15 protein-coding genes are annotated in these 15,284 nt (G+C 42.9%); 7 read left to right on the top strand and 8 right to left on the bottom strand.

Going from position 1 to position 15,284, the window contains the following annotated elements; all coding sequences use genetic code 11:
- Window positions 1-28: 28 nt before the first annotated feature.
- From ACFSJE_RS11075 to hemA, 3 genes are read right to left on the bottom strand one after another with little or no spacing between them, the layout of a single operon-like run.
- The gene (locus ACFSJE_RS11075; RefSeq protein WP_379831039.1) at window positions 29-694 is read right to left on the bottom strand and encodes a uroporphyrinogen-III synthase; all 666 of its coding nucleotides are present in this window, start codon (window positions 692-694) and stop codon (window positions 29-31) included.
- A complete protein-coding gene (hemC, locus tag ACFSJE_RS11080; RefSeq protein ID WP_379831040.1) occupies window positions 672-1,598 on the bottom strand; it encodes a hydroxymethylbilane synthase in 927 nt (308 codons plus the stop codon). Before hemC ends, ACFSJE_RS11075 begins: the two co-directional genes overlap by 23 nt.
- Window positions 1,595-2,854 (bottom strand): glutamyl-tRNA reductase, encoded by a 1,260-nt coding sequence (hemA, locus tag ACFSJE_RS11085; protein ID WP_379831041.1) that lies wholly within the window; start codon window positions 2,852-2,854, stop codon window positions 1,595-1,597. The genes hemC and hemA overlap by 4 nt, the downstream gene beginning before the upstream one ends.
- Before the next feature lie 192 nt (window positions 2,855-3,046).
- Here hemA and ACFSJE_RS11090 point away from each other — a divergent pair, with 192 nt between their 5' ends.
- Window positions 3,047-3,943 carry an AraC family transcriptional regulator gene (locus tag ACFSJE_RS11090; protein ID WP_379831042.1) on the top strand — a complete coding sequence of 299 codons (897 nt, stop codon included), beginning with the start codon at window positions 3,047-3,049 and terminating at the stop codon, window positions 3,941-3,943.
- 10 nt (window positions 3,944-3,953) lie between these two features.
- Window positions 3,954-4,715: a ThuA domain-containing protein gene (locus ACFSJE_RS11095; RefSeq protein WP_379831043.1), complete on the top strand. Its 762-nt coding sequence runs from the start codon at window positions 3,954-3,956 to the stop codon at window positions 4,713-4,715.
- On the opposite strand, the gene ACFSJE_RS11100 is transcribed toward ACFSJE_RS11095, so the two are convergent.
- Complete coding sequence (locus tag ACFSJE_RS11100; protein WP_379831044.1) at window positions 4,701-5,441, bottom strand: N-acetylmuramoyl-L-alanine amidase-like domain-containing protein; 741 nt, start codon at window positions 5,439-5,441, stop codon at window positions 4,701-4,703. The genes ACFSJE_RS11095 and ACFSJE_RS11100 overlap by 15 nt on opposite strands.
- A 100-nt stretch (window positions 5,442-5,541) precedes the next feature.
- Window positions 5,542-6,612 carry a mechanosensitive ion channel family protein gene (locus ACFSJE_RS11105; RefSeq protein WP_379831558.1) on the bottom strand — a complete coding sequence of 357 codons (1,071 nt, stop codon included), beginning with the start codon at window positions 6,610-6,612 and terminating at the stop codon, window positions 5,542-5,544.
- A gap of 152 nt (window positions 6,613-6,764) precedes the next feature.
- Between ACFSJE_RS11105 and hemH the strand changes: the two genes are divergently transcribed.
- Genes hemH through ACFSJE_RS11125 form a run of 4 tightly spaced genes read left to right on the top strand, consistent with a single transcriptional unit; the run spans window position 6,765 to window position 11,173 of the window.
- Window positions 6,765-7,811: a ferrochelatase gene (hemH, locus tag ACFSJE_RS11110; protein WP_379831045.1), complete on the top strand. Its 1,047-nt coding sequence runs from the start codon at window positions 6,765-6,767 to the stop codon at window positions 7,809-7,811.
- Between the two features lie 23 nt (window positions 7,812-7,834).
- Window positions 7,835-8,617, top strand: coding sequence for a DUF3050 domain-containing protein (locus ACFSJE_RS11115; protein WP_379831046.1), 783 nt, complete (start codon window positions 7,835-7,837; stop codon window positions 8,615-8,617).
- A 33-nt stretch (window positions 8,618-8,650) separates the two neighbouring features.
- Window positions 8,651-10,027: an MATE family efflux transporter gene (locus ACFSJE_RS11120; protein ID WP_379831047.1), complete on the top strand. Its 1,377-nt coding sequence runs from the start codon at window positions 8,651-8,653 to the stop codon at window positions 10,025-10,027.
- A 45-nt stretch (window positions 10,028-10,072) separates the two neighbouring features.
- Window positions 10,073-11,173 (top strand): lactonase family protein, encoded by a 1,101-nt coding sequence (locus ACFSJE_RS11125; protein WP_379831048.1) that lies wholly within the window; start codon window positions 10,073-10,075, stop codon window positions 11,171-11,173.
- A 36-nt stretch (window positions 11,174-11,209) separates the two neighbouring features.
- Here ACFSJE_RS11125 and ACFSJE_RS11130 read toward each other — a convergent pair whose 3' ends face one another.
- The 3 genes from ACFSJE_RS11130 to ACFSJE_RS11140 form a co-directional block, all read right to left on the bottom strand.
- Window positions 11,210-12,346 (bottom strand): TFIIB-type zinc ribbon-containing protein, encoded by a 1,137-nt coding sequence (locus ACFSJE_RS11130; protein WP_379831049.1) that lies wholly within the window; start codon window positions 12,344-12,346, stop codon window positions 11,210-11,212.
- A gap of 79 nt (window positions 12,347-12,425) precedes the next feature.
- On the bottom strand, window positions 12,426-13,562 hold the full coding sequence (locus ACFSJE_RS11135) for an SPFH domain-containing protein (RefSeq protein WP_379831050.1): 1,137 nt from the start codon (window positions 13,560-13,562) through the stop codon (window positions 12,426-12,428).
- Window positions 13,563-13,595: 33 nt separating this feature from the next.
- Window positions 13,596-14,036 carry a YybH family protein gene (locus ACFSJE_RS11140; RefSeq protein WP_379831051.1) on the bottom strand — a complete coding sequence of 147 codons (441 nt, stop codon included), beginning with the start codon at window positions 14,034-14,036 and terminating at the stop codon, window positions 13,596-13,598.
- A 121-nt stretch (window positions 14,037-14,157) separates the two neighbouring features.
- On the opposite strand from ACFSJE_RS11140, the gene ACFSJE_RS11145 reads away from it, so the two are divergent.
- Window positions 14,158-15,282: a DUF2891 domain-containing protein gene (locus tag ACFSJE_RS11145; protein WP_379831052.1), complete on the top strand. Its 1,125-nt coding sequence runs from the start codon at window positions 14,158-14,160 to the stop codon at window positions 15,280-15,282.
- Window positions 15,283-15,284: the final 2 nt, after the last annotated feature.

The raw sequence follows: 15,284 nt of genomic DNA on the forward strand, positions 1-15,284 counted from the left end.
GCAGGAATCTTGTTTTATGGATTCCACATCAAGTGCGGAGTGACATTTCTTTTATGGCCTGAACCAACACGTTTTCCACCGTAGGTTTGTTGGCCACTATAATTTGATTTGAATATTTTGAGGCTTCCGCTGCCGTGGTTTCACCAATACAGAAAATTGATTCTCCAGCGATTCGATTTGCTTGGATATAACTTCGCACGCCACTAGGACTATAGAAAAGAAGTCCATCAAAATTGCGACTGAACTGCTTGGCATTAAGATGTGTTTGGTAAACCTCAACCTCTTTATGCTGAACGTTATTTTCTGAAAGAATTTGTGGTAATTCTTCTCTTCTTAGGTTTCCACAAACGAACAAAAATCCTTCATTTTGGTGATTTTCCGCGATAAAATGGGCCAAATCAGATGAATTATTAGCTACTTTGGACACTTTTAGTCCGTTTTCTTCCAAAAAGCGTTTTGTTTTTTCACCCACGCAAAACATCTTGTAATTTGAATATTCTGTACCCTCAGTCCGATTTAAAAATGCTTTTACTGCGTTTTTGCTCGTGAAAATATAATTCTCGTAGTTCAGGGGAATCTCAACATCCAAGAATTCGATTTTTAGAGCGTTGTACTCTACCAAGCCCAACCCGGAATTTAGAAACAGTTCCTTTTGTGAAGGAGTTAATATTTTAGTGGAGAGCACTGTTTTCATTTCGGATTTCCTGCATCAATTTATCCCCGCCTTTGCTCAATATTTCCTTCGCACATTTTTCTCCCAAACCCTTCGCCTCTTTTTGGGGAACACTCTTTTGTATTGCTAAGCGTTGTTTTCCATCCAAAGAAAACAGCACGCCTTCAAAATGTACCGTTTGGTCTTCAAATTGTGCTAAAGCGCCGATTGGGGCGGTACAGCCTCCCTCCAGCGTACGTAGAAATTCACGTTCAATGGATGTGCCCAATTCAGAATTTGGGTCATTGAGCTTTTGAAGAGCTTTTATGGAAAAGGCATCATCCTTTTGCGCTACAACAACCATGGCGCCCTGTGCTGGAGCAGGAACCATCCAATCCAAAACTACGGCGTCCTTCGGCAACAATTTTATGCGTTCCAGCCCGGCTTGTGCAAAAATTGCTCCCTGCCAATCGTTTTCAATCAATTTAATGAGGCGCGTGTTTACGTTACCTCTCAGGTCTACCACCTTATGACTGGGATATTTGTGTAACCATTGGGCTTTTCTTCGCAAACTTCCCGTAGCAATGGTGGCTGGGCTATTGGATTCGAGAAATCCAGCACCCTTGTGAACCAAAATATCGTGGGAAATGGCGCGTTCCAAAACAGCCACTTGTACAATGCCCTTGGGCAACTGTGTGGGCACATCTTTCATGGAGTGCACGGCAATATCAATCTGGCCTTTTAATAGGGCGATGTCCAACGTTTTTGTAAAAATCCCAGTGATGCCAAGTTCGTAAAGCGGTTTGTCCAGAACTTCATCACCTGTGGATTTAATCGGAACCAAGGTGGTGTCGTACCCCAAAGTTTCCAGCTTTTCCTGCACGGTGGTAGCTTGCCACAGCGCCAATTCACTATCGCGGGTGCCAATTTTTATGATCTTGCTCATTTCTTTGAATCGATTTCCAGTTCAAAGACGCGTTGGATGAGTTCCAGGCTATCCTCAGTGTCAACTTCCGACCGTTTAAGGTGGTTGGCAAATTGTTTAGTGATTTTTTGGATGATTCGTTCCGATATCATCTCGGCCTGGTCTTGGTTGAAGTCGTTTATTTTTTTGGAATGAAAGTCGATTTCCTCAGCTTTCATCGTCTTCAGTTTTTCTTTAAGCGCATTGATGACCGGAGCGAATTTCCGTGTCTCCAACCATTTTAGGAAGTCCTTTCTAACCTGCTCAATAATGGCCTCGGCCTTGGGAACATATTCCTTTCTTTTAGCCAAAGTATCATCCGTGATTTGTGAAAGCTGGTCCAGATGCACCAATGAAACGTTTTCCAATTCCAAGACATCGTCCGAAACATTTTTGGGAACGGAAAGATCTAAAATCAAAAGTGGCTTTTTTGGGTAGATCAATGCTTTGGAAACCGTAGGCAACTGTGCTCCGGTGGCCACGACCAAAATATCGGCTTTCCGTATTTCGGTCTGAAGGTCGCCATAATCCTTAACCGTCAAGTGAAACTTTCCAGCAACGTCCTCCGCTTTTTCCCGAGTTCGGTTAATTAAAGTGATATGCGAGTTGTTGGAATGTTTGATGAGATTTTCGCAGGTATTCCTTCCGATTTTACCCGTTCCAAACAGTAGAATATTCTTTTCAGAGATGTCCGGAACATTATCCAAAATGTACTTTACCGAAGCAAAAGCAACCGATGTGGCACCAGACGATAATTCCGTTTCATTTTTGATACGCTTGCTGGCCTGGATCACCGAGTTGCACAAACGTTCCAAAAACGGATTGGCCATTTCCAACTTTCGGGCACGATAAAATCCTTGCTTGATTTGGCTGATGATTTCAAAATCACCTAAAATCTGACTATCCAAACCAGTGCCAACCCGGAACATATGCGAAATGGCCTCGTGGTTTTTGTACACATAAGCCACTTCTTGAAATTCTTCAACGGTGCCTAAAGTTTGGTCGCAAAGCAATTTTATAAGCTGATAGGGATGTTGCGCGAAGCCATACAACTCGGTTCGGTTGCAGGTAGAAATAGCCAAAAGACCATCAATCCCAAGTTCCTTTGCCTTGACCAGAATATGGTCTATGGCCGGAACATCCAGACTGAATTTTCCCCGTACCTCTGCATCTGCCTTCTTGTAACTCAGCCCAATGGCATAGAAGGAATTATGTTTGGAAATGTTGTAATTCCTCATAAAGGATTAAAATCGCAGCACAAAAATAGGAGTGTTATCCAATAAAAAATAACGCTAGCGGAACTATAAATAACCAACGAAATGATTTTCATCCCAAATTTTGGCCAAAACTGCCGAAAACAGCACTTTTATTGGTAAATTAGATGTTTATAAGTATAATTTAGAGTGATTCTAAATTGAAAAGCACACTGTATGAAATCAAATTTAGCCGTTGAAAATATCGCCAAAGGGTCCTACGATGAAATTTTGGTGGAAGATGGGTTTTATATCCTTAAAATTCAGAATGATACCAAAGATTTTCAGGGAATTGAGCGCAATATTGATAGTTCCTTCATTCAGTTCCATTTTTGTTTGAAGGGAAAATCACTTTTTAATTTTAATGAAGGGCATTATCAATTGGAAGTAACCGAGGAAAATTCTTTACTGTTGTACAATACCCAAAAGGATTTGCCGCTGGATGTAACGGTTTCACCAAACTCCTGGCTGCTCTCCGTAGTGATGACGATTCGGAAATTTCACAGCCTTTTTTCCAACGAGGCGGATTACATTCCATTTTTAAGCGGTGAGAACCAGGAAAAGAAATACTATTCCCAAGAAGTAGTCTCTCCGGCCATCGCGGTGGTATTGAGCCAATTGATGAACTATAACCTGCATCCCTCGATAAAAAAATTGTATGTCAAGGGGAAAGTCTACGAATTGATTTCACTCTATTTCAATAAAACAGAGGAAGCCGATTTGGAACAATGTCCCTTTTTGGCGGATGAGGACAACGTGCGTCGGATAAAAATGGCGAAGGAAATCATGATTTCTCGTATGGCTGAGCCACCAACCTTATCGGAGCTTTCCACGGAAATTGGGCTAAGCTTGAAAAAGTTGAAGGAAGGATTCAAACAAATTTATGGTGATTCCGTCTACGGCTTTTTGTTCGATTACAAGATGGAATATGCCCGCAAAATGTTGGAATCCGGAAAGCATAATGTGAATGAGGTGGGATTGAAAGTGGGCTATAGTACGGCAAGCCATTTTATCACTTCCTTTAAAAAGAAATACGGCACCACGCCCAAAAAATATTTAACTTCAAACACATAAAATCAGAACAATGAAGATTCTTTTTTCAGCCTTATTGGCCATCTGTTTGATGGTCACGGCCACTGGACAAGACACTCCAAACACCCAAGAAACCGATAGTGTTAAAATGCCTGAGTTGGTGATGGTTTTTACCAAAACCGAAGGGTATCGACACGAATCTATTGAAAAAGGTGTGAGTACTTTACGGGAATTGGGCCGAAAAAATGGATTCATTGCGTTGCAAACAGAATCTTCGGAGGATTTTACGCCCCAAAACTTGGCCAATTATAAATTGGTTGTTTTTCTCAGCACCACTTTGGATGTTTTGGACGACAACCAGCAAAAGGCATTTGAGGGTTACATTAAAAACGGAGGTAGTTTTTTGGGCATCCATGGCGCTTCCGATACCGAATTTGATTGGCCTTGGTATGGCAAATTGGTCGGGGGCTATTTTGTGGATCACCCCAACAATCCTAATGTGCGAAGTGCAAAAATCAATGTGGTGGACAAATCCCATTCCTCAACGTCACATTTACCCGATGTTTGGCCTCGCGAAGATGAATGGTACAATTTCAAGGATTTGAATCCGAATGTAACGGTGCTGATGAAATTAGATGAAACCAGTTATGAGGGTGGCACCAATGGTGAAAATCACCCAATTGCTTGGTATCATGAGTTTGATGGAGGAAGATCTTTTTACACGGGAGGAGGGCATACCAATGAATCTTTTGATGAGCCTAATTTTAAACAGCACCTGTTGGGTGCCATTGAATGGTGTCTAAAGCGAAAGTAATGTGGGCCTTGCCACAATGATTCCAATATTACTTTTGATGTTTTTTAGATAATCTGCCAACGGCTCTTCGGTGATTTCAACTTTTCCATTTTTACTGGAAGCATGTAACAAATGCAACCGTCCATCAGGTTGATGAATGGCAATACCGGTGTGGGTCACATCCAACCCTTTTATGGAAGTAGCCAAGGCGATAATGTCTCCAGATTGAATGAGGTGTTCCTTGCTTTGAATTTGATCTTGGGGTAAATAACAGAGCTCTTCATCCGCCAATTCCTTTTCCACTTGAAGCATGGCCTCAAAATTTCCATCATCGGTTAAAAATGGATACAGTGAGCGGTGTGTTCCCATAAAATTGATGGGTTTATTGAGCGTAACACCACCCAATTCTGAAGTGATGTCCTTCACTAGACCCTTCTTCTGATTGTTTCGAATCCAATCCGTAAAATAATGTAAACGTGAAGGATAGCCATTCAATATTCCATTTCTATACCGAATGGTCTCTAAATTTTCAACAAAAGCATCAAAAGAGTGTTGTTCTTGCTTGAGCATAGACCCAAAAGCCAAGACATTTTCCACAAAAGTGGTACAATCCAGGCCGCTAAAATTCACGACGAGGGTTTCGGTGTCGCCTATTTCGAGTGTTTTTTCCACATAAGGTGTACCCATAAATGACTTTCCCACTAGAACAAGAGTGTCGCCCAATTTGGAAGATTTTACTGTTTGCAACGCCTCGAGTTTAGACTCAAAAAGTGACTTGTCTTTCGGTGAACAAGTAATTTGTTGCCCATGGACCACAAGTCCCAGCAACAAAAAAATAAATGTTATGCTATGTTTCATCCTCATTTCGTTCCGGTTGTTGCAAAAGTACGCGCGTTCTAGCAATACTTTCGGGATAATTTTCTTGCAAGTATACAATCAATTTCTCCCGAACATGAACCCGTAGGTCCCAAGCGGTAGGGGAATCCTTGGCACTCATCAACGCACGTACCTCCACATAATTGGGTTTGGACTCGGTTACCTGAAGCACATTCACCTCCCTATCCCACAACTCAGTGTTCTTTAAAACTCGAGTGAGTTCTTCCCTGAGTTTATCAAAGGGTACTTTATAATCCACATACAAAAATACGGTTCCTAAAATAGCGGATGAGGTCTTGGTCCAGTTTTGGAAGGGCTTCTCAATAAAATAGGGAGTGGGCACAATTAACCGTCGCTTGTCCCATATGGCTACCACCACATAGGTTAACGTAATCTCCTCAATACGGCCCCATTCTCCTTCCACGATTACCACATCATCCAATTTTATGGGCTGGGCAATTGCAATTTGAATACCAGCCAAAATGGTTCCAATAAATTTTTGTGCCGAGAACCCAATGATGATACCCGCAACACCCGCCGAGGCAAAAATACTTAATCCAATTTCCCGGATTTCTTCAAAACTCATGAGCGCCAAACCCATGGCCAACACAATGACTATAAAAATGATGATGCGCTCCAAGATGGTGAATTGGGTATAAATCTTTCTGGCTTTTAAATTATCGGCCTCCCCAATATCGTAGTTGCCAATAACCACCTTTTTCACAATCTTTAAGAGGGCAATGACCAACCAGGTCATGGCAAGGATGAAAAGCAATGTACTTGCTTTTTTAAACCAAAATCCTGATTCTTCCAAATTCAAAACATCGCGCAAGGCATTCATCCGTAAGATGACCGAAAGGAAAATCAAGATCAACGGTATTGCCAATTTTCGGAAAGACCCTGAGGGTAAAAGATATTTTGGGTTCTTGCCCAATCGTTTTAAAACAATGGAAGTGGCCCAATACAGAAAGATCAGACAGAAGAGCGTGACCCCAAGATATATCAGTGATTCTTTGGAAACATTGTTGTAGAAGACATCCATATCAACAAAAATAAGGGAGAAAAGCGAGCATGGAAGAATTGTGGCCTTCATTTCTGGATTGAATTTCATTATTAACCCATAAGAAAGTATTTTGGTTGTTAAAATGCAAAGTCGCTCCCAAGTTGTATTTTTGAACCCTAAACTAAAAAGCTGTGCCAAAAGGAGTTTTATTGGTCAACTTGGGCTCACCAGAAAGCCCTACCCCCAAAGATGTTAAGCCGTATTTAGATGAATTTTTAATGGATGAGCGTGTCATAGACGTGAATCCTGTCCTCCGGAACATTATTGTTCGGGGAATTATTCTGAATACCCGCCCCAAACGTTCGGTGGAAGCCTATGCCAAAATATGGTGGGATGAAGGTTCCCCGCTTATTGTGATTTCGGAACGATTTACAGAAAAAGTTCGCCAACAGACCAGTCTTCCCATTGCATTGGGAATGAGATACGGTACCATGTCCATTAAAAATGCGCTTCAAGAATTGAAAGAGCAAGGTGTGGATGAGGTTTTGTTGGTTCCCTTATACCCTCATTACGCCATGTCATCCTACGAAACAGTGGTGGTAAAGGCGATGGAAGTGCAACAAGAACATTTTCCTGAAATGCACCTGACCACATTGCCTGCATTTTACAGCAATCCGGAGTATGTCAATGTGCTATCAAAAAGTATAGCCGAAGGATTAAAGGGCTTTGAATATGATCATATCCTGTTTTCCTATCATGGGATTCCAGAGCGGCACATCAAAAAATCCGACCCCACCAAATTCCATTGCAAAATAGATGGGCAATGCTGCAAAACCAATTCGGTGGCACATCATACTTGCTACAAGCATCAGTGTTTGGATACCACGGAATTGGTGAAAAAGGCTTTGGATTTGGATGAAACCAAAGTAAGTTCATCATTCCAGTCCCGATTGGGAAGCGACCCCTGGTTGCAACCATTTACCGATAAGGAATTTGAACGATTGGCCCAAGAGGGCAAAAAGCGTTTGGCCGTGATTACCCCCGCATTTGTGAGCGATTGTTTGGAGACGCTGGAGGAAATCGCTATGGAGGGAAAGCACCAATTTCAAGAAGCCGGAGGGGAGGATTATATTCATATTGCCTGTTTGAATGACCGAGATGATTGGGCCGAATTGATGGCTTTATGGATCAAAACATGGGACGAAAAGGGAACACTGCCAGAAACGAGGGTTCACTAAAAATTAAATGAAGTAGCACAAAAATGCATATTGAAAAAGTAGAAACTAATCTTCAAGAAGTACGAAACCAATTGACCAACCATGAACTTTATGGACAATTGGAATCTGTGGAGGACATCAAGATTTTTATGGAATCCCATGTGTATGCCGTTTGGGATTTTATGTCACTTTTGAAAGCGTTACAGCGTCACCTGACCTGTGTAGATTTGCCTTGGAAGCCTGCAGCGGATTCAAGTGTGGTTCGATTTATCAACGAAATTGTGCTGGAGGAAGAAAGTGACAGAAATGAGCTCGGCGAGCCCAAAAGTCATTTTGAAATGTACTTGGATGCTATGGAAGAAGTAGGAGCGGATACGTCAAAAGTGCTTCAGGCCCTAACTAATTTTTCTTCCTTGGAGACTATTTCCGGGGATATTGAAAATTCGGATTTGAATGCTGCTGAAAAAAGCTTTTTGAAGTTTACTTTTGAGGTAATCAACACCCAAAAACCCCATATCATTGCAGCTGCATTTACATTTGGACGAGAAGAGGTAATCCCCGATATGTTCCTGAATATCATTGAAAAATCAGGGAAAGAAGGAAGTAGTAGTTATCCAAAACTGACCTATTACCTTAAACGTCATATTGAATTGGATGGTGATGAGCACGGTCCCTTGGCTTTAAAAATGATCAAGACACTTTGTGGTTCAGATGTTCAAAAATGGGAAGAGGTGATTCATTTCAGTAAGAAAGCACTGGAAGTAAGGATTGCGTTGTGGAACAGCATTGCGGTATCAATAAAGCAAAACAAAGTAAGCCTGGTTTAAAGGCTCAACATATTTTAAAGAACTAGCATTGGCATGGCCAAAGTAACCTCTGAAGAACTTGGCGTAGAACCCATCGGAAAATTGCTCATCAAACAAGCCGTTCCGGCTTCCATTGGTATTTTGGTGATGTCGCTCAATGTGCTGGTGGATTCCATTTTCGTTGGAAATTGGATTGGCTCCATCGCCATAGCCGCTATCAATGTGGTACTTCCGGTCTCGTTTTTTATTGCGGCGTTGGGCATGGCCATCGGTATTGGAGGTTCCAGTATTATTTCACGCGCCTTGGGGGCCAATAATAGGGACAAGGCACTTAAAACGTTCGGCAACCAGATTACCCTAACGCTTATAGTTACCATTACCATGGTCGCTTTGGGACTCTACTACGTAGATAGTCTTATTCCAGCTTTTGGCGGAAAGGGTGCCATTTTTGACCCAGCAAAAGTTTACTATACCATCATTTTGTACGGGGTACCCTTTTTGGCACTCTGCATGATGGGAAACACGGTCATTCGAGCTGAAGGAAAGCCCAAGTTCGCCATGATTGCCATGATCATTCCATCTGTGGGGAACTTACTCATGGACTATGTATTCATTTATGTGTTCGATTGGGGAATGCATGGGGCCGCTTGGGCCACTACTGTTGGGTATTTACTCTGCTTTGTTTATATCCTCTATTTCTTTCTCTCCAAAAACTCGGAATTAAAGATTAGTCTTCCCCATTTTGGACTGGATATGCCCATTTTGAGAGAGATCGGTTCACTAGGTTTCGTGACCTTGGCCCGTCAGGCAGTGACCAGTATCACCTATCTTCTGATGAACAATATCCTCTTTAATTTGGGAGGGGAAGCCATGGTTGCCGTTTATGCCATTATCGGAAGAATGCTCATGTTTGCCCTGTTCCCGGTCTTTGGGGTCACACAGGGATTTCTGCCTATCGCCGGATTTAATTTTGGAGCCGAAAAATATGATCGGGTCAAGGAGTCCATTTACACAGCCATAAAATATGCCGCGTTGGTGGCCACGCTGGTCTTTGTGGTTTTGATGGTGTTTCCAGGTGAGATTGCCTCATTATTTTTAAGCAACCGACCTGAGCTGTCGCAACATGAATTGGAAACCAATGCTTTTGTGCTTCAACATGCACCCTTTGCCATGCGTTTGGTTTTTGCCGCCACACCGATTATTGCGTTGCAATTGATAGGTGCCGCCTATTTTCAGGCGGTAGGTAAGGCCATCCCAGCACTTTTACTGACTTTGACACGGCAAGGGTTCTTTTTCATCCCATTAATTTTGATTCTTCCTCATTTTTGGGAGGAGACAGGGGTGTGGTTATCATTTCCCATAGCGGATACCCTTTCTACCATAGTGACAGGGTTATATTTGGTGAGGGAAGTAAAAAAACACCTCTCCTAAATACGTATCATGCTGAATTATTTCGAAATACATAAATTTAACCTCATGAAAAAAATTCTTTTGCTTTGCCTGTTGGTTGTCTTGGGAATGGGCTGCGGAGAAAAACCAAAAGAAAAACCGATGTACACCCTATTTGTAGGAACCTATACCAACGGAGATAGTGAGGGCATTTATTCGCTACAATTCAATCCAGAAAATGGAAGTTTGGACTCCTTAACGCTAGAGGCCAAGATTCCCAATCCTTCCTTTTTAACCATTTCAAAGGACAAACAACATCTATATGCGGTTCAAGAAACCGCCAACTTTGATAGTTTGGGAGGAGGCGTTTCCGCCTATAAACTGAATATGGGCAAATTGGAATTTCTAAATAGTATGGGTACTGAAGGCCCAGGCCCTTGCCATGTATCGCTTTCTGGTGATGGCTATTTGGTGGTTTGCAACTATTCTGGGGGAAGTGTGGCACTGTACAAACTAAATGAGGATGGATCTTTTGGAGATGCGCCCCAAATTATTGACCATAAAGTTTTGGATACCACCAAAACATCACATGCCCATATGGCTCAATTCACCCAAGAAGGTCTTTTTGTGGCTGATTTGGGTCTTGATGCCATAAAACGCTATCAATTAAAGGGTGATGAATTTGTTCCCGGCGAGCAAGCTACATTATCTTTTGCAGAGGGTGCAGGACCACGTCATTTTACATTTACACAAAATGAAAATCTACTCTATGTCATTAATGAACTGAACGCAACCATTTCAGTTTTTGAAAAGAATGCCGATGGAACATACGAAGAAATTCAAGTGATGGAAACTTTGGACCCTGATTTTGATGGAAACAATGCCTGCGCTGATATTCACTTGTCTGCAGACGGAAAGTTTTTGTACGGTTCCAATAGGGGAGAGAACACCATCGTAATTTTTAAAGTGGATGGAGATTCCGGGAAATTGAATTTGGTTGGAAGACAAGATGTTCATGGCAATTGGCCACGTAATTTTTCGTTGGATCCCACCGGAGAATTTTTATTGGTAGCCAACAAAATTAGTAGCAATGTTGTGGTGTTCAAAAGAGATGTGGAAGCTGGCACGTTGACTTACCTAAGCGAAATTGAAGTGCCCAACCCCATTTGCCTCGAGTTTTTGGATTAGCTAGGGAATCATAGAGAAAAGTATCTTTTCACATGACTACTTGCCAAAAAAGAAGACAAGAAGTCCAACTACCAACAATCCGGCTAGCACCGCAAAGAAAATCTTCCAGAAACTATACGGTCGCGTACCAGAAATCTGACCATTCTCCCCATTGATAAAGAAATTATATTCCTTGCCCTGGTACCGATAGGCACTCACATAAACCGGTAACAAAATATGCTTAAAAGTTTCTTCGGAGAGCTGCATGTTCATACTTGTGACTCGTTGCGTGTCACCACCAATATCCTGACGGCACCACCGCTCCGCAATGTCTCGAGCCACTTCCTTGGAATGCAGATGCCCTTCTTGCAAAGGAATCGTATATTTTTCGGTGACAAAACCCGATAGAAAACTACTATTAAACGGCTGCAATTTGGTCAAGTTCCACTGGGCAATCTTTTGGGGAATCCGACCCGATTTTTGCTGCGAAGCTTTAATCAAAGTGTCATCCACAAAACCAGAAACGCTACCAGAGGCTGGGTACCATCTGGTTTTCCGAACTTGTTGCGTTACCATTTTGCCATTGGCATTGCGGACCCTTCGGGTTTCATAATAATATTCCCCTCGCTGGCCTATATAGGTGGCTGAAAGCTGCGCATCAAAAGTCCAATAGGGCAAATAGAGCCCTTTGGTAAATTGCGGGTCTAAAGCAGCTTTTTGCAATTTGTTCGGGGCAAACCACAGCCGCTTTACCCACTTCTTAAAGATGATAAATGATGCATTTTGGTCAATTTGAAACGGAAGTACCGCCCCGGGTAGAATCCAATCTTCCTTGTAGGCATCTTCCAAAATCAAGGGCATGCCGCAATACACGCAATGCAGGGATTTGTAGTTTTCCTCTACATGTTGATTGGCGCCGCAGTTTTTGCAGTGCAACATACTGATTTCTTCACTGTGCCGTTGCGCACCCATCTCCTTGAGGTAGGGGTACAGCTCCAGCTCCTCAAACCCTTTTTCATCCAGTTTGATGGTTTCCTCATGCCCGCAATACTCACAACTAATACTGGTGGTGCCGGGCTTGTATTTAAGTTCGGCACCACAGTTGACGCAGGCTTTCTTGAGTTCGGTCTTTTGGATTTCTTCTTCTTCCAATGGCTTTTTGTCATTCTGAGTGAAACGAAGAATCTCACTCATTTACTATTAAAAAATGAGAGATGCTTCACCTGTTTCTCGACTCCGCTCGAAGTGACGGTTCAGCATGACAGGGTTAAAACTACTCCGTTGGTAATGGCGGAGGGGTATTGCCACCCAAGAATGATTTTAGTTCTTCCACTTCCTTTAACGGGGTCCAAGCAGCCATACCCTGTTTCCAGACCAAACTATCCCGGTTGATGGTTCTACCGGCAAACAAAGCTTGTAGCTGTTCAAAAGAAACCGGACCGTGTTGCGTCCCGTTCACCGCGTAAAAATATTGCGTCGGTGTGGGCATGGGTGGCGGGGTTTGCGCCGCTGCAGGTTGTCCTTGGACGGGTCCACCTCCGGTTTGGGGGTTCATCATGCCTCCCATTTGCTGGGCCAAAACAAAACCCATTCCCATTCCCATTCCGGCTCCAGCGGTTCCACCTTCGTTTTGGGCGGCCGCTTCAATGGCTTTTGCCGTTTTGAACTTGGTCAATTTGTCCAAATCCAATTTATCGATACGGCTGTACTCAAAGATTTCTTTCTTAAGGTCTTCGGGCATGGAGACGTTTTCAATATAGAATTTCTCCAAGGAAATCCCCACACTTTGAAACTCGGGAGCCATCACCTCACGGCAGGTGTCCGAAAGTTCGGTGGTATTGGCCGCGTAAAGTTCAATAGGTAAATTGGCCTGTCCGACGGTGTTGGTAAATCGCGTAGCGATCAAACTTTTCAAATGCTCATTGATTTCAAAATTGGTGAAGTTGCTATCGGTTCCTACAATGTCGATGATGAACTTCCCTGCATCCGAAATTTTGAAAGCGTAAGTCCCAAACGCTCGTATTTCCACCAATCCAAAACGGTCATCACTTAAAGTGATGGGACTTTTGGTTCCCCATTTTTCATCGGTGAACAAATGGGTGTTGACAAAATAAACTTCTGCTTTAAATGGAGAATTGAACCCATACTTCCATCCTTTCAGCGTGGATAGAATAGGAAGGTTTTGGGTGGTAAGGTCGTAGGTGCCCGGTTCAAAGACATCCGCGAGTTGCCCCTCGTTGATGAACACAGCGGTCTGTCCTTCTCGGACAATCAACTTTGCCCCGTTTTTGATTTCATTTTGGTAGCGCTCAAACCGATGCGCAATGGTGTCATCGGTATAGTCCAGCCACTCAACAATGTCAATAAACTCATTACTGAGCTTTTCTTTGATTTTGCCAAAAATATCCATGGTTATAGTGTTTAAAGTGATTCTTCAATATAATTATTTCACCTCACAAGAGGTGTCCGCAATGATTTTCCATTCCCCATCAATTCGTTTAAGGACGAGCATAAAAATACCATGCATGTTCCCTACGGTCCGGGTAAGGTTATATTCCCCCATGACCATATAGGCATCGTCGTAAACTTTGGAAACTTCGCTCGAGGTCAATTCAAGATGGCCAAAATGCTCTTTGGACGGATAATTTTTTTTGTAGCGGTCCATGGTGCCTTGCCAGCCTTTTACCACCCCAGCACTTCCATAAAAAGTGAGCTCCTCCGATTTCCAATAGGTTTCCATAAATGTGTCAATGTCATAATCGTTCCACGCATCCTGCTGAACGGACAATACCTTTAAAATATCGGCTTTGTCTTTTGCCCCATCCGGCGCCTGTGAAAAGCAGGTTAGCGAAAACAAGAAAATCAAGGCACATAAATTTTTCATATCAGTTATTGTTTGGTGCTTTAAATCTATGAAAAACGAACTTAGCTTCCCATGGATTAGTATAAAATCGAGGGGTTTTGTTACATTGCCGCCTTCGAATAGGACAAAACGAAATAACCCAATGAAATTTCTAGCCAGAATACCCTTAGTTGCCGCATTGCTTCTTTTTGCTTCGTGTGGAGAAGTGAGTGAAAAATCCAAACCCACAGAAGAAGTATCAGACATACCCGCTTCAACTACAGAAAAAATCACCCTAACCTTGGAACAGGCCAATAGTCTGGCCACGCTTCCGTTGGAATGTGTGCAAAAGGAATACCCCAACAAGTTGGGGCATACTTTGGGCAGTAAGGAAGATTTGGGAGAACCCCAAGCATTGCACCCTGCATTTTACGGTTGTTTTGATTGGCATTCTTCCGTACATGGCAATTGGTCCATGGTGCGGTTGCTGAAAGAGTTTCCAAATGTTGAGGAAGCGGAACGGATGCGCAGGATTCTATCCGAAAATATTACCCAGGAGAGCATCGCTGGGGAAATAAAATACTTTGAAGGCGAACACAACAAAAATTATGAGCGCACCTATGGTTGGGGCTGGTTATTAAAATTGGCAGAGGAACTCCACACCTGGGATGACCCGCTTGCCCAGGAATTAGAAACCAATTTAAAACCGTTGACGGAGTTGATTGCCCAAAAATTCATTGATTACCTGCCCAAATTGCAATATCCGGTTCGGGTGGGAACGCATACCAATACCGCTTTTGCATTGGCCTTTGCATGGGATTACGCCCAGACCCTGAACAATACTGCCTTGCAAGATGCGATAAAACAACGTGCCTTGGATTTTTACCAAAATGATATGGATTGTCCCTTGACGTGGGAACCCAGCGGCGCCGATTTTCTTTCCCCATGTTTTGAGGAACTAGATTTAATGCGACGCATTCTGGGGAAAGAAGAATTCTTAAAATGGACGGAACAATTCCTGCCCAGTTTAAAAGAGACGGATTTTGATATAGAAGTCGCTTTGGTGGGTGACCGTGAAGATGGTCAAATGGTACACTTGGATGGATTGAACTTTAGCCGAGCTTGGGTATTGTTTGGATTGGCCAATCAATACCCAGAGGAATATGGACATTTAATGCCATTGGCCCATGAGCATTTGGCCTATTCCTTCCCAAACTTGATTGGCGACAATTACGAAGGCGGTCACTGGTTGGGCACCTTTGCGATTTATGCGTTGGGGGAGCAGTAGAT

Origin of the sequence: Flagellimonas iocasae (assembly GCF_042682725.1) — a bacterium.
Taxonomy (GTDB): domain Bacteria; phylum Bacteroidota; class Bacteroidia; order Flavobacteriales; family Flavobacteriaceae; genus Flagellimonas; species Flagellimonas iocasae.

What these genes read in the sequence shown, in the direction of transcription:
- ACFSJE_RS11125 (WP_379831048.1), top strand. Translation starts at nt 10,073, where the DNA reads ATGAAAAAAATTCTTTTGCTTTGCCTGTTGGTTGTCTTGGGAATGGGC.
- hemA (WP_379831041.1), bottom strand. Translation starts at nt 2,854, where the DNA reads ATGAGGAATTACAACATTTCCAAACATAATTCCTTCTATGCCATTGGG.
- hemC (WP_379831040.1), bottom strand. Translation starts at nt 1,598, where the DNA reads ATGAGCAAGATCATAAAAATTGGCACCCGCGATAGTGAATTGGCGCTG.
- ACFSJE_RS11115 (WP_379831046.1), top strand. Translation starts at nt 7,835, where the DNA reads ATGCATATTGAAAAAGTAGAAACTAATCTTCAAGAAGTACGAAACCAA.
- ACFSJE_RS11095 (WP_379831043.1), top strand. Translation starts at nt 3,954, where the DNA reads ATGAAGATTCTTTTTTCAGCCTTATTGGCCATCTGTTTGATGGTCACG.
- ACFSJE_RS11120 (WP_379831047.1), top strand. Translation starts at nt 8,651, where the DNA reads ATGGCCAAAGTAACCTCTGAAGAACTTGGCGTAGAACCCATCGGAAAA.
- ACFSJE_RS11090 (WP_379831042.1), top strand. Translation starts at nt 3,047, where the DNA reads ATGAAATCAAATTTAGCCGTTGAAAATATCGCCAAAGGGTCCTACGAT.
- ACFSJE_RS11135 (WP_379831050.1), bottom strand. Translation starts at nt 13,562, where the DNA reads ATGGATATTTTTGGCAAAATCAAAGAAAAGCTCAGTAATGAGTTTATT.
- ACFSJE_RS11130 (WP_379831049.1), bottom strand. Translation starts at nt 12,346, where the DNA reads ATGAGTGAGATTCTTCGTTTCACTCAGAATGACAAAAAGCCATTGGAA.
- ACFSJE_RS11140 (WP_379831051.1), bottom strand. Translation starts at nt 14,036, where the DNA reads ATGAAAAATTTATGTGCCTTGATTTTCTTGTTTTCGCTAACCTGCTTT.
- ACFSJE_RS11075 (WP_379831039.1), bottom strand. Translation starts at nt 694, where the DNA reads ATGAAAACAGTGCTCTCCACTAAAATATTAACTCCTTCACAAAAGGAA.
- ACFSJE_RS11145 (WP_379831052.1), top strand. Translation starts at nt 14,158, where the DNA reads ATGAAATTTCTAGCCAGAATACCCTTAGTTGCCGCATTGCTTCTTTTT.
- ACFSJE_RS11105 (WP_379831558.1), bottom strand. Translation starts at nt 6,612, where the DNA reads ATGGATGTCTTCTACAACAATGTTTCCAAAGAATCACTGATATATCTT.